We start from the raw sequence: 11,906 nt of genomic DNA, 5'->3' as shown, positions 1-11,906 counted from the left end.
GATTATCGCAGGGCGCACAAACTAACTTGATTGCCCCAAGGGTCATCGAGGTGAATGGTTTGACCATCGTGGCGAATCTGAACGCTAGAGGTCTTTAGCCGCTCTTCAACGGCCCCTAAGGCATCGTTATCGGGCAGAAGGATCGAAACGTCACGCAGCCCGAGGGTTGGCTGACGAAGCCCTGCTCCCCTACTGCGCCAGATGTTCATGGCCATGTGGTGGTGGTATCCGCCGGCACTAACAAACAACGCCGAACCGCCGTAATTCAAAGTCACATCAAAGCCAAGCTTGTTGACATAAAAATCTTGAGCCTGCTCGATGGATCCAACGCTCAAGTGAACATGTCCAATATTCGACGCGGTCTCATCAGCCTGCTTTGGTAGGTTTTCGGCCAGGAACGCATTTGGGTCCAGTCCGAAAGTTCCCATTTCAACGACTCCGTGCCTCCAACTCCACTCGTTGCGAGCGCGGTCCCAGTAAAGCTCAACGCCGTTCTTTTCTGGGTCATCAAAGTAAAAGGCCTCACTGACCAGGTGGTCGGCGCTGCCGGTAAATGAACCCGGATACTTGGCCGCAACCGAGGCAACGGCCCAGGCTAACTGGGCCTTGGTTTCGAATAGAAAAGCGGTGTGAAACAGGCCAGCCTGATTCTCGCTGGCGTACTTGAGAGCCGGCGAGTGTTCCAGAATCAAAGCCGGTGTGGTGCCACGACCCAGGATCGCCGAACCGGCAACCTCTGAGATAAGGTCCAGACCCACTGCATCTCGGTAGTAAGAAATCATTAGATCTAGATTTTGAACGCGCAGGGTCACTGCACCCATGATTAGATTTGCTGGCAATGTCATGATTTTAGTCTAGGGGGGCTAGACAAGAATTTGCAAGTGGTTTGAAATAAAACTTAACGGCTACCGAATCTTTGAGCGCCACGAACTAAACGAGCGCACACTCATGGCGTGCGGTTTTTTGAGCCATGGGTACGGGTGCACCTCGGCCAGATCCTCGAACCTGGCAAAGCTCGGTACCGGCGCATAGGTGACCGCAACGCGGTGCTCCTTGGCATATTCGTACGGGCTGCCCAAATACACCGATACGTTTCTGCGGCTGGCGAGGTCCTGCAGAGTCTCGAGGTAAAAGTAAATTCGCTTCGAGGAGAGTTGCAATTTGGCCAGGGCATCGCGGTTGAAAACAAATACAACCGGCAAATCAGGGTTGGCCGCCAGAGCTGGATCTGCGTCTCCCATCGAGTCAATGGTCAGCAGAACGGCATCCGGTTTGGCATTTTGAATAACCGAAACTGGCCCTGTGGTCCGGGCAAGGTCAGGGTCACTGTCCAGCCTTGGCCTGGATTCAAGTTGGAGCAGGGGCTTATCTGCTGGAAACTCTTGGATAGGGCACGACTTGTTCAGCGGGCACTTGAGGCAGAGACCCGGTGCGCGTTTCTCTACCTGCCAGCGAGCAAAACCGTAGGGCTTTCCGCCCGAGCCAACCGTCCACTGCCAACCCAATAGATTTGCGGCTCGCGATCCATCGATAAGTTCGCGGTGCATCCGCTCTTGACCATGCAACCATCCACGACCGTTGCGCACAGTCCAGTGTGAAGCCAACCACATACGAGTTTGGTTGACCAGCCAGCCATCCTGTTCGAGCTCAGAAACCACCTCGTCAATGCACCTCATGTCGCGATTCCAACCGTCACCCGGGGCATCCCAAACCTGCTCAAACCTAAGGTTCTCAAAGAATTCGGTACCGATGCGGGCATAAAGGTGGCGAGCATATTCTTGCCACAACAACTCATCTTGAAATTTTTCACGATCTTTATAGGGCGCTGCCTCAACCTCTTGCCAAACCTGCTTCAGGGTTATCAGGTTGTGACGAATGTATGGCGACAGCACCGTTGCCCCGCGTTTTGAGCGCGGTAAAACCTCTGAGCGCTGGGCGGCATAACCACGGATGTCCAGCTCGTGCATAGCCTGATTAGCTGCGGTTTGACCGCCACGAATCGAGCTTCTGCCCCCGCCCGAATGCAATCCCGAAAAGTGTTTTTCGAGAATTAACTCTGGGTCAGACTGGATGTCAATTAGCTCGTGCATTTCGAAAACAACCCCGACCGGGTGGGTGCTATTCCAAACGAAAAAATCCTCCACCGCGATGGTGAAGGATTTTGATTGGTGCGCCCCCCGGGACTTGAACCCGGAACCCACTGATTAAGAGTCAGTTGCTCTGCCGATTGAGCTAGAGGCGCGTGCTGAGCTGAATCAGCGCAACGAAGAACAACAATACCACATCGAATAGACTGGTGAATATGTCTGATGAGAAAAAACTTGCTGCCGGTGATGAAGCCCCAAACTTTACGGTCGAGAACCAAGACGGAAAGCCTGTTTCGCTATCTGACTACCGAGGCCAGAAAGTCATTTTGTACTTCTACCCTGCCGCCTCAACCCCAGGTTGCACCAAAGAAGCCTGCGACTTCAACGACAACCTAAACCCATTTAAGGCTGCAGGTTACACAGTTCTTGGCATCTCTCCTGATGCGGTACCGAAGCTAAAGACTTTCCAGCAGAACCAAGACTTGAACTTTGAATTGCTGAGCGACGCCGACCTATCGGTTCACAAGGCATTTGGCGCCTACGGGCTCAAGAAGCTCTACGGCCGCGAGTACACCGGTGTTCTGCGGTCAACCTTTGCGATCGACGAGACCGGAAAAGTTTCCCTTGCCCTCTACAACGTAAAGGCAACCGGCCACGTTCTAATGCTTCGAAAGCTACTAGGAATCTAGTCTTCTGGGTCTGAGCTCTTCATAGTGGCAGCAATTGTCTGCTTATTGAACAGGGCCACCAGCACCACAGCCGAAGGCAAAATTAGGCTCCAACCAATGGCTTGACTACCGAATTGGCCGCTAAAAGATCCAGTCGCAACAGCCAGCTGAATCAGCTGCCAAAACAAGGCTCCGCTTCGCGCCCAACGCTTGCCCGTAAGCAAAGAAATTGCGACAAAAATAACCCACGCCGCGGCGGCCGCAACAAGAGCAAATAGAGCAATTGCGGTGACCAGACTACGGCTATCACCCATCAATATGCCAAAACCCAATTGGGCTGCAAAGTAGGCAACCACCAACCCTTCGAGAAGCACAAAAAGCACAGCGATGATGAGCGGAACTGGCTTCTTATCGGCGTTTTTGTTCATAATTCCTCGATATTGGGTATTGCCAAACGGGCTGTGGTGTGAAACGATTTTGGAAGGAAAAGTAATCGCTCTTCTAGCGTAATTCACCACTTGTGAAGACTTTCATCCTCGTCTGGCAGAACGCCTAAGTTTTACTAAATAAAGGAATACCGCACGTATGAACATGCAGTGGCTAAATGAGTCTCGTTGCCTCACCGAAGATCCAGAACTTTTCTTTCCAGTTGGTAACACCGGCCCTGCAGTTGACCAAATTGAGCAAGCAAAATCAGTTTGCCGCGAGTGTGGCGTAGCCACCCAGTGCCTTGAGTACGCAATCAAAGAAAACCAGGACACCGGCGTTTGGGGTGGCCTAAGCGAGGACGAGCGCAAGTCACTCAAGCGCAAGTACGCTCGTGCACGTCGTGCTGGCTAAATAAAGTTTCAAAAAACCCGCCTTGCAATGCAGGGCGGGTTTTTTATTGCCTCAATTGGGCTAAATCGGAATTGAAATGGCCACTCGGGCTCCGCCTTCACTCGGCGAAGACCAGAAGATGCTTCCGCGAAGCTCACCCTCAATCAGGGTGCGAATGATCTGAGTGCCTAGGCCCTGGCCAACTTTGCCGTCGGTCAGGCCCTTACCGTTGTCAGAAACGGTGATTAGCAACTGACGCTGCTTACGCTCGGCATTTACAGCAACCACACCGCTGCGTTCGGCCAGACCGTGCTCAACTGCGTTGGTGATTACCTCGGTAAGGGCAACCGCGAGTGGTGTGGCAACCGCACTCTTCAACTGACCAAATCGACCATCAAGGATGGTTCGAACCGAAGTGTTCATCGACGATGCAACTTCAGTAGCCAACATCAGGATTCGGTCAAAGACCTCGTCAAAGTTGACGTCTTGGTTGAGTCCTTCAGAAAGCGTGTCGTGCACCAGGGCAATAGCTGAAACTCGGCGCATAGCCTGCTGCAGCGACTCTTTTGCCTCTTCACTCTGGCTTCGTCGAGCTTGAATCCGCAGCAGACTGGCCACGGTTTGCAAGTTGTTTTTTACCCGGTGATGAATTTCACGGATGGTCGCGTCTTTGGTAATTAGTTCGCGCTCTTGACGACGCAACTCAGTTACATCGCGACAAAGGACAATGGCACCGGTGCGCTCGTTTGCTGACCGCAGCGGTATGGCCCGAACCGTAAGGGTCACATTTCGTGACTCCATGTCGGTGCGCCAAGGCGCGCGACCGGTAAGCACCAGAGGCAAGCTCTCATCGACGTTGCGATCTTTTAGAACCGGCGTTGCCGCAGTAACCAGAGACTGACCCTCAAGCTCACCCTTGATGCCAAGGCGGTTGAAGGCCGATAGGCCGTTTGGGCTAGCAAAGATGACGTTTCCGTCAACGTCTAGGCGCAGCAGGCCGTCATTGGCGCGCGGGGCCCCTCGGCGAGGGCCCGTAGGGTTGCCGAAGTCAGGAAAGTACCCGGCCGCAACCATGTCGAGCAGGTCATTACCGCAACCAAGGTAGTTGAGCTGGAGTCGATTGGGAACCTTGACATCGCTGAGGTTGGTGTGACGGGTAATAACCGCGATCGGGTCTTTGGTAACTTCTTCTGATTTGGTCGATACCCTGCGGCGAACGGGATAGGCGCTGAGGCGTGACGTAAACCCCTCATCAGAGGATTGCACCCGGTTCTCAACCATAAAGCCCGAGCTAAATGCCTCGCTAACCTGCGCAGCCCACTCTTTACGAACCGGCGCACCGCTGATGTCACGGTAGAAAATTGTTGCCGCACTTGATGGGCGCGCATGCCCTACCGCAACGAAGTTGCCGTCGCCGGTCGGAACCCAAAGCACTAGGTCAGCAAAGACCAAGTCGGCAATCAGCTGCCAATCGGCCATGAGTAGGTGAAGCCACTCGATGTCGGCATGGCTGGTGCGGCCGCCATTGGCCTTGATTAGTTCACTAAGCGTTGACACCTAACCGAGTTTAGCGAGGCGCCTGTCCAACTGGGACCGCTCGCCAAGAACCAATGTTTTGGTCAGCACGCCAATGGCCATTCGCGCCAGCGAGGTTCGCTTGGCATGACTGATGGGCACTGCCTGCCGCATAGCAAAATCTGCCGCCGCGGGGTCATCGGGGATAAAGCAGTCAACCGTGATTTGGGCCATTCGCCCCAGTGTTTCGGCAACCTGCTGCTTGGCCGATGACCCCAACACCGATGCCCGCATGCGATTGACCACGCAAAAGATCTGACCACCCGGACGAAGCTCAACCAATTGGTCGATGGCTCTCAAGTAGCGGGAGATACCGACCGGATCAGCCAGACAAACTGTGATGATTTGATCGGCCATGGTCAAAGTCTGTTTGGTAACTTTATTGCGATCAAGGCCAGTGGAAACGTCGCGCAAATTTGCCTCAAGCGAGGACCCTAGGTCGATAACCACAAACTCAGAATTTTTGGCGGCGACCAGAATCACCTCCTCGGCGCGATCGGGGGCAATTTCGGCCCAGCGCTCTGCCGCAACCAAACCGCCAAGCAATTGAAACGAGTGCTTGCCAGAGGAAACCGGGGTTGCCAACCGGTGGAGCTGTTCCGAGTCAAACCTGGAATGCCCCGCCAGTCTTGCGGCAGCAGCTATGCCGCCGGGTGAATCTCCGAGCCCAAGCAGCACACCGGTGGAACTTGCTTCAAGATCAAGGTCAATTAAAGTCACAGTTTTACCTGCCTCGGCTAACTCGTTAGCCATGCCTACCGCAATCGTGGTTTTGCCCGGCGAACCAGACGCACCCCAAACGGCAATAATCTTGCCTAGCTTGGCAGGTGTTGGGGTATCAGTCTGCAAAGGTTGCCCTCATAACCAAAGAAAGCTCACTGCCACCGGATTGCGCCTTGAGCACCGCAGGTACAGCCTCAGCGGGCACCCAAAGCTCTACTTCGGGTGGGGCATCAGCAAAGACAGCCGATGGCTCTGCCAGTCTGGCAACTTCGGCGGCCAACACCAAGAGATAAGGCTCCCCGAAAGATTTATCGGCAAGCTGCGGGGTGACCCAGATGTCGGCCGATGACCCAGGTTGCATTGACTCGGGTAAGCCCATTGCCGAGGTAACCACGACCGGAACCCTGGCATCGATCACGGCATTGGCCAAGTAGCTCTTGGCCACCAGCTGCCCAGCGCGAATTGGCCCAAGAGTATAGGAACCACGACTCAACTGATCCGGTGCCAAATAATGCTCTCCCGTACTGCCAAGTTGATACTCAACCACGGTGAAATCCTCGCTACTCACCTGGGCTCCAGCTGGCAGACCTTTGATGGCAACCAGATACTGCTGAGTGTTTCCGGCGGCCTGCTGTGACCAAATAATTGCCCCGTAGGCCATCAAAGCAAACGCCACTGCAGCGGCGAGTAACTTGATTTTGTGATTCGAGGGTTTTCTTGCGCGAGTGGATTTCATGCCCAAATCACACCAGTTCTCAAAATTGGTAGCCGAAATTATCCACAGACAAAACTTTGATCTGCCCGATTCTTTGGGCTGGCACACCGATGACCGACTCCCCCTTCGCAATCAGGAGCAGTTCGCCGGAAATCCCGAGCAGGTTTGCAGACCGGAAGTTCTCATCGTCAACCCCGCGCCACTCGATGGCCATCGGCAAAGCCACCTCACCCAAGTGCGCAACCAAAGATTTTTGGACCTCACGGACCTTTGGCAAATCGGGTTCCTCACCCGGGAAGAACCGTATGCTGCGCACCATTTTGAAGGAAAAAATATTCCAAATTGGTAACGTTTTGTCCAGGCCAGCGATGAAGTCGCAGCCCAGCATGGGGGCCACTAATACGTGGTGTGCGAAGCCTTGATCCTGCACCTCGGCCAAAGCAGACTGGCCATTAATTATCTGGGCAATCGGCCTATTTTGGGCTGCCTCAAACTGGGCTTCCAGATCCTCAAAAAAGTTATCAAATGACATTTCGTCAGTATGTCCGGACCTCCGACAAGACTACGGAAGTTATCCACAAGCGGTTATCCACCCATTGCGCCGGTGATAGCGAAGCAATACTTTCAGATTCTTCGCATCACGTTGCGAGGTCAAGGATCAGAGATGGGGGAATGTAATTGAACAGTTCAGAGCAGTCGGACGACTCCGGCAAAGAGACCGGCTCGGCCGTGCCGAGCAATAAGCAGCAGCCAGCAAAAAAGCGAGCTCCAAAGAAAAAGGATCGGAACGCCAAGAACTTCATCGAGTCTGAAGAATTTTTTGGCCGCCAGTTCATCAGTTCAAAAGATTTGCCGAACCCAACCGAAAGCCTGGCACTGCTAGCAACCGGCGTGATTGAAGTAATTGCCGGCACCCGGCAGGTTGATCAGTTGTCGAGATACCTTACCGACGGCGTTTACCAAAGCTTGCAAAACAAGGCCAAGCAGGCGCAGCAGTATCGTGAAGAAAACGGCATCAAGGCTCATCATCAAAAATTCTCAGTTGGTCACATGCGCCAAAATTCACCTCGAGACGGCGTAGTCGAGTCGGTCGTAATTTTGAACGGCGTCAAACGAAACCGTGCGGTGACGATTCGTCTTGAAGGCATCAACCATCGCTGGCGCGCAACCGCGCTATCGGTGTTATGAGGCTATGAACGGAAGAAAGCGCTGCCCTGGCCACCCTGCTCAGGCTTCTGAGTAGGAGTAGTCGGGGCATTCTTCTGCGCTGCCTCGTTGGCTGAGTGAGCCTCGGCGGCGCCATCTTCGTTCGGAGCGATGTAAGTCAACTGCTCAGCCGCTGGACGCGGAGCTGGAGTCACCTCAACCTCAACGTTGAACAAGAAGCCAATTACCTCTTCTTTGATCTGGCCCATCATCTGCTGGAACATGCTGTAACCCTCGCGCTGGTATTCAACCAGTGGGTCACGCTGAGCCATGGCACGAAGACCAATACCTTCTTTTAGGTAGTCCATCTCGTAGAGGTGGTCGCGCCACTTGCGGTCAACCACTGAAAGCACAACTCGGCGTTCCAACTCGCGCATTGCCGGCTCGCCCAAAGCAACGGTGCGCTTTGCGTAGGCAACCTTGGCATCGCTAACGATTTCACGCGTCAACCAAGCCTTGGTCAAGCGTGAGCGGTTACCAGCCTCAGCAAGAACCTCTGCAATTTCGAGGTTGATCGGGTAAATGGCCTTGAGTTCAGCCCATAGCGCTTCAAGATCCCAGTCGTTACCGGCGTGGTCTGAAATGTGGCCTTCGACAATGGCGGTAATGGCATCGGTCAAGAAAATCTCAACGCGTCCGGCAATGTCGTCGCCTTCAAGAATGTGACGACGATCGCTGTAAATTGCTTCACGCTGACGGTTTAGAACATCGTCATACTTCAAAACGTTCTTACGAATCTCGGCGTTGCGGCCTTCAACCTGTGACTGAGCACTGGCAATCGCGCGGCTGACCACCTTTGATTCAATAGCCATCTCGTCTGGAACACTGGCACGGTTCATCAATGAGCTTGCGGCACCTGAATTGAACAGGCGCATTAGGTCATCGGTTAGCGAAAGGTAGAAGCGTGATTCACCGACGTCACCCTGACGACCGGCACGACCACGCAGCTGGTTATCGATGCGGCGCGACTCGTGACGCTCGGTGCCGAGAACGTAAAGACCGCCGACAGCCAGAACCTTTTCAGCCTCTGCGGTTACTTCTTCTTTGATCTTGGCAAACTCGGTAGCCCAAGCTGCCTCGTAGGCCTCTGGAGTCTCCTCGGCGTTTAGGCCCTGCTTGTTTAGCGCCTCAACCGTAAGGAATTCTGCGTTTCCACCGAGCATGATGTCGGTACCGCGGCCGGCCATGTTGGTAGCAACGGTTACTGCACCCAGGCGACCAGCCTGAGCAACGATTGATGCCTCGCGGGCGTGGTTCTTGGCGTTCAATACCTCGTGACGCACTCCGGCCTTAGCCAAAAGCTTCGACAGGTACTCGCTCTTCTCAACGCTGGTGGTACCAACCAAAACTGGCTGGCCCTTCTTGTGGCGCTCGGCGATGTCAACGACCACCTGGTTGAACTTGACCTCTTCGTTCTTGTAGATGAGGTCTGGCTGGTCAAGTCGCACCATTGGCTTGTTGGTCGGAATTGGAACAACGCCAAGCTTGTAGGTGCTCATGAACTCAGCAGCCTCGGTCTCAGCAGTACCGGTCATACCCGATAGCTTGCTGTAGAGGCGGAAGTAGTTCTGCAAAGTAACGGTGGCCAGGGTCTGGTTCTCAGCCTTAACCTCGACGCCTTCTTTGGCTTCAATTGCCTGGTGGATACCCTCGTTGTAGCGACGACCCGCCAAAATACGACCGGTGTGCTCGTCAACAATCAGGACCTCGCCATTCATCACGACGTAGTCTTTGTCGCGCTTGAAAAGGGCCTTTGCCTTGATTGAGTTGTTCAGGAACGAAATCAGTGGTGTGTTGACTGATTCGTACAGGTTGGTAATACCCAGGTAGTCCTCGACCTTGGCAATGCCAGGCTCAAGAATTCCGACGGTGCGCTTCTTTTCATCGACTTCATAGTCAATAACCGGCTGCAGCTTTTCAGCAATCTTGGCAAACTCGGTGAACCAGCGGTTGGCCTCACCCGAGGCAGGGCCGCTGATGATTAGAGGAGTTCTGGCCTCATCGATCAAAATCGAGTCAACCTCGTCGACCACTGCAAAGAAGTGGCCGCGCTGGACCATATCTGATTGCTGCCAAGCCATGTTGTCGCGAAGGTAGTCAAAACCAAACTCGTTGTTCGTACCGTAGGTGATGTCAGCCAGATACTGCTCGCGGCGCTCTGCTGGGTCTTGACCCGAGATAATGCAACCGGTGGTCATACCCAAGGCGCGGAATACGCGGCCCATCAGGTCACTCTGGTAAGAGGCCAAAAAGTCGTTAACGGTCACAACGTGCACGCCGCGGCCAGCAATTGCGTTTAGGTAGGCAGGCAAGGTGGCAACCAAAGTCTTACCTTCACCGGTGCGCATTTCAGCGATGTTGCCGAGGTGAAGAGCGGCTCCACCCATGAGCTGAACATCAAAGTGACGAAGCCCCAAGGTGCGCTTTGATGCTTCACGAACGGCAGCAAATGCTTCAGGTAGCAGGTCATCAAGGCTCTCGCCCGCTGCATAGCGGTCGCGCAAAACTGTGGTCTCGTTGCGGAGCTCTTCTTCGGTGAGGTGGCTGAAGTCTTCTTCAAGTGCATTGATGGCGTCTGCGTAGTTACGCAAGCGTGCCAGCACGCGGCCCTCGCCAGCGCGAAGAAGTTTGTCAATGATTGATGCCAAGTTATTGCCCCTACCGTTTGATTGGTCCTCTATCAATCTTAGACGCAGGGCCCAACCGGAGACCGGCTGGGCCCTGCTATCCAAGCAATTGGCAGCAAACGTTAAGAAAGCGTAATTACTCCGTAGTTCCAACCCTTGCGACGGTAAACCACGCTTGGCTTGCCAGTCTCTGAGTCAAGGAATAGGTAGAAATCGTGACCGATGAGTTCCATGTGGTACAGAGCGTCGTCAACGGTCATCGGGGTGGCTTCAAATTCTTTGCGACGAATCACAACTGGGCTGTCACCAAAGTCTGGTGCAGGAGCTTCGGCCTCTGGGCGAGCCTTGCCCAACAGCACATCAGAGTCGGCCGGGGTGATGTCGAGTTCGGCAAAATCGTGTGCGGTTAGCTCACTGGTTCCGATTGAGCCGTGGCGACCGTGGTGCACCTTGCGGCGATCAGCTGCTCGGCGAAGGCGTTCAGCCAACTTTCCAAGTGCAATGTCGAAGGCGGCAAATTTGTCACCGGCATGTGCCTCAGCACGGATTACATGGCCTGGTTCGAAAACGGTAAGTTCTACCTGATCTTCAGGCCCGGAGGTTTTGCTGTGATCGTGTCTGGTTACTTTGATCTCGAGCGACTGCACATTGTGAGCCAACTGCTCAACCTTGTGGCTTCGATCAGATACGTACTCGCGGAATCGGTCCGAAACACTTAGGTTGCGGGCTGAGATGTTTACTTCCATGATGACCTCCATCTTCGGGCAACGTTGCCCGTGAAAGTAAGTTATACCCAATTTCACCTTTGCGTATCGTTTTTTGACTTTGTCTCAGCAAAAGTTGAGAAAAATCTCACAAAACCTCCAGCCTCCTCGACTGCACGTCGGCATTCCAGAAGGGTGGCGCCGGTGGTGACTATGTCATCAATCAGAATGACCGGTTGCCCAGCAAGCCAGTGCTGCCCCACCATGGCGTTGGCGAGGTTCTCAAACCGCTGCCTGGCGTTCAGTTGCGCCTGATCATGAACCGGCTCGATAAGAGTTAGAGCCTGGCGAGCAAGTTTGAGCTCGAACCCAGCTTTGCGTGCCTGCCGAATGATTTGGGCTGCCAGGACCGTCGCGGGTTCATAACCTCTGCGCCTCACCGACTGCTTTGAACTCGGAGGCACCACCAGGAAGTCGCCCGGGCTGGCGTTGGCGAGCAGGTTGGTCACCATGGGTTTAGCCAGAACCTTTGCCACCGTGGTGGCACCGTGTTCTTTGTACTTATCGATGAGTTGCGAGACTTCGGCCGAGTAGTCGACCACCGAATAACCGTTTAGCCCGCCTCTTGTGACCGGGTGGGCTGGTAGGTCGAGACTGGAGGCGCAGGTTTGGCAAATAACCGATGGCGGACGCAAGCACAGCAGGCACTTAGTCGGCAGAAACAGGTCTAGAAACTCGTCGAGCATTCTGGAATGCTGCCACAGGGCAACCACCGGCACCCG

General features: G+C 54.2%; 13 protein-coding genes and 1 tRNA gene. 3 read left to right on the top strand and 11 right to left on the bottom strand.

Annotated elements, in window-relative coordinates:
- Positions 1–2: 2 nt before the first annotated feature.
- The 3 genes from OO731_RS01435 to OO731_RS01425 form a co-directional block, all read right to left on the bottom strand.
- Positions 3–845, bottom strand: a complete 843-nt coding sequence (locus OO731_RS01435; protein WP_264890368.1) for a VOC family protein — start codon at positions 843–845, stop codon at positions 3–5.
- Between the two features lie 60 nt (positions 846–905).
- Positions 906–2,090: an FAD-binding domain-containing protein gene (locus OO731_RS01430; protein ID WP_264890367.1), complete on the bottom strand. Its 1,185-nt coding sequence runs from the start codon at positions 2,088–2,090 to the stop codon at positions 906–908.
- Positions 2,091–2,166: 76 nt separating this feature from the next.
- Positions 2,167–2,242, bottom strand: a tRNA-Lys gene (locus OO731_RS01425).
- Positions 2,243–2,302: 60 nt separating this feature from the next.
- Here OO731_RS01425 and bcp point away from each other — a divergent pair.
- Positions 2,303–2,776, top strand: coding sequence for a thioredoxin-dependent thiol peroxidase (bcp, locus tag OO731_RS01420; RefSeq protein WP_264890366.1), 474 nt, complete (start codon positions 2,303–2,305; stop codon positions 2,774–2,776).
- Here bcp and OO731_RS01415 read toward each other — a convergent pair.
- Positions 2,773–3,183, bottom strand: a complete 411-nt coding sequence (locus OO731_RS01415) for a hypothetical protein (protein WP_264890365.1) — start codon at positions 3,181–3,183, stop codon at positions 2,773–2,775. The genes bcp and OO731_RS01415 overlap by 4 nt on opposite strands.
- 163 nt (positions 3,184–3,346) lie before the next feature.
- Between OO731_RS01415 and OO731_RS01410 the strand changes: the two genes are divergently transcribed.
- On the top strand, positions 3,347–3,595 hold the full coding sequence (locus OO731_RS01410; protein WP_138276026.1) for a WhiB family transcriptional regulator: 249 nt from the start codon (positions 3,347–3,349) through the stop codon (positions 3,593–3,595).
- Between the two features lie 60 nt (positions 3,596–3,655).
- On the opposite strand, the gene OO731_RS01405 is transcribed toward OO731_RS01410, so the two are convergent.
- From OO731_RS01405 to OO731_RS01390, 4 genes are read right to left on the bottom strand one after another with little or no spacing between them, the layout of a single operon-like run.
- Positions 3,656–5,131: a PAS domain-containing sensor histidine kinase gene (locus tag OO731_RS01405; protein WP_264890364.1), complete on the bottom strand. Its 1,476-nt coding sequence runs from the start codon at positions 5,129–5,131 to the stop codon at positions 3,656–3,658.
- Positions 5,132–5,998, bottom strand: a complete 867-nt coding sequence (locus OO731_RS01400) for an AAA family ATPase (protein WP_264890363.1) — start codon at positions 5,996–5,998, stop codon at positions 5,132–5,134.
- Positions 5,988–6,608, bottom strand: coding sequence for a hypothetical protein (locus tag OO731_RS01395; RefSeq protein ID WP_264890362.1), 621 nt, complete (start codon positions 6,606–6,608; stop codon positions 5,988–5,990). The genes OO731_RS01400 and OO731_RS01395 overlap by 11 nt, the downstream gene beginning before the upstream one ends.
- Positions 6,609–6,627: 19 nt before the next feature.
- On the bottom strand, positions 6,628–7,119 hold the full coding sequence (locus OO731_RS01390) for a hypothetical protein (protein WP_264890361.1): 492 nt from the start codon (positions 7,117–7,119) through the stop codon (positions 6,628–6,630).
- Between the two features lie 146 nt (positions 7,120–7,265).
- On the opposite strand from OO731_RS01390, the gene OO731_RS01385 reads away from it, so the two are divergent.
- Positions 7,266–7,775, top strand: a complete 510-nt coding sequence (locus OO731_RS01385; protein WP_264890360.1) for an Rv3235 family protein — start codon at positions 7,266–7,268, stop codon at positions 7,773–7,775.
- Between the two features lie 2 nt (positions 7,776–7,777).
- On the opposite strand, the gene secA is transcribed toward OO731_RS01385, so the two are convergent.
- The 3 genes from secA to OO731_RS01370 all read right to left on the bottom strand — a co-directional run bounded on the left by secA (position 7,778) and on the right by OO731_RS01370 (position 11,870).
- The gene (gene secA, locus OO731_RS01380; protein ID WP_346732380.1) at positions 7,778–10,441 is read right to left on the bottom strand and encodes a preprotein translocase subunit SecA; all 2,664 of its coding nucleotides are present in this window, start codon (positions 10,439–10,441) and stop codon (positions 7,778–7,780) included.
- Positions 10,442–10,542: 101 nt separating this feature from the next.
- Positions 10,543–11,166, bottom strand: a complete 624-nt coding sequence (gene raiA, locus OO731_RS01375) for a ribosome-associated translation inhibitor RaiA (RefSeq protein WP_138275041.1) — start codon at positions 11,164–11,166, stop codon at positions 10,543–10,545.
- Between the two features lie 53 nt (positions 11,167–11,219).
- On the bottom strand, positions 11,220–11,870 hold the full coding sequence (locus tag OO731_RS01370) for a hypothetical protein (RefSeq protein ID WP_264890359.1): 651 nt from the start codon (positions 11,868–11,870) through the stop codon (positions 11,220–11,222).
- Positions 11,871–11,906 lie beyond the last annotated feature (36 nt).

Source organism: Rhodoluna sp. KAS3 (genome assembly GCF_026000575.1).
GTDB lineage: Bacteria > Actinomycetota > Actinomycetes > Actinomycetales > Microbacteriaceae > Rhodoluna.
This window is presented reverse-complemented; position numbering and strand designations above follow the sequence as displayed.

Bases quoted from the DNA above. Each gene is read 5' to 3' on its own strand.
- OO731_RS01435 (WP_264890368.1), bottom strand. From the start codon at position 845: ATGACATTGCCAGCAAATCTAATCATGGGTGCAGTGACCCTGCGCGTT.
- OO731_RS01430 (WP_264890367.1), bottom strand. From the start codon at position 2,090: ATGCACGAGCTAATTGACATCCAGTCTGACCCAGAGTTAATTCTCGAA.
- bcp (WP_264890366.1), top strand. From the start codon at position 2,303: ATGTCTGATGAGAAAAAACTTGCTGCCGGTGATGAAGCCCCAAACTTT.
- OO731_RS01415 (WP_264890365.1), bottom strand. From the start codon at position 3,183: ATGAACAAAAACGCCGATAAGAAGCCAGTTCCGCTCATCATCGCTGTG.
- OO731_RS01410 (WP_138276026.1), top strand. From the start codon at position 3,347: ATGCAGTGGCTAAATGAGTCTCGTTGCCTCACCGAAGATCCAGAACTT.
- OO731_RS01395 (WP_264890362.1), bottom strand. From the start codon at position 6,608: ATGAAATCCACTCGCGCAAGAAAACCCTCGAATCACAAAATCAAGTTA.
- OO731_RS01390 (WP_264890361.1), bottom strand. From the start codon at position 7,119: ATGTCATTTGATAACTTTTTTGAGGATCTGGAAGCCCAGTTTGAGGCA.
- raiA (WP_138275041.1), bottom strand. From the start codon at position 11,166: ATGGAAGTAAACATCTCAGCCCGCAACCTAAGTGTTTCGGACCGATTC.
- OO731_RS01370 (WP_264890359.1), bottom strand. From the start codon at position 11,870: ATGCTCGACGAGTTTCTAGACCTGTTTCTGCCGACTAAGTGCCTGCTG.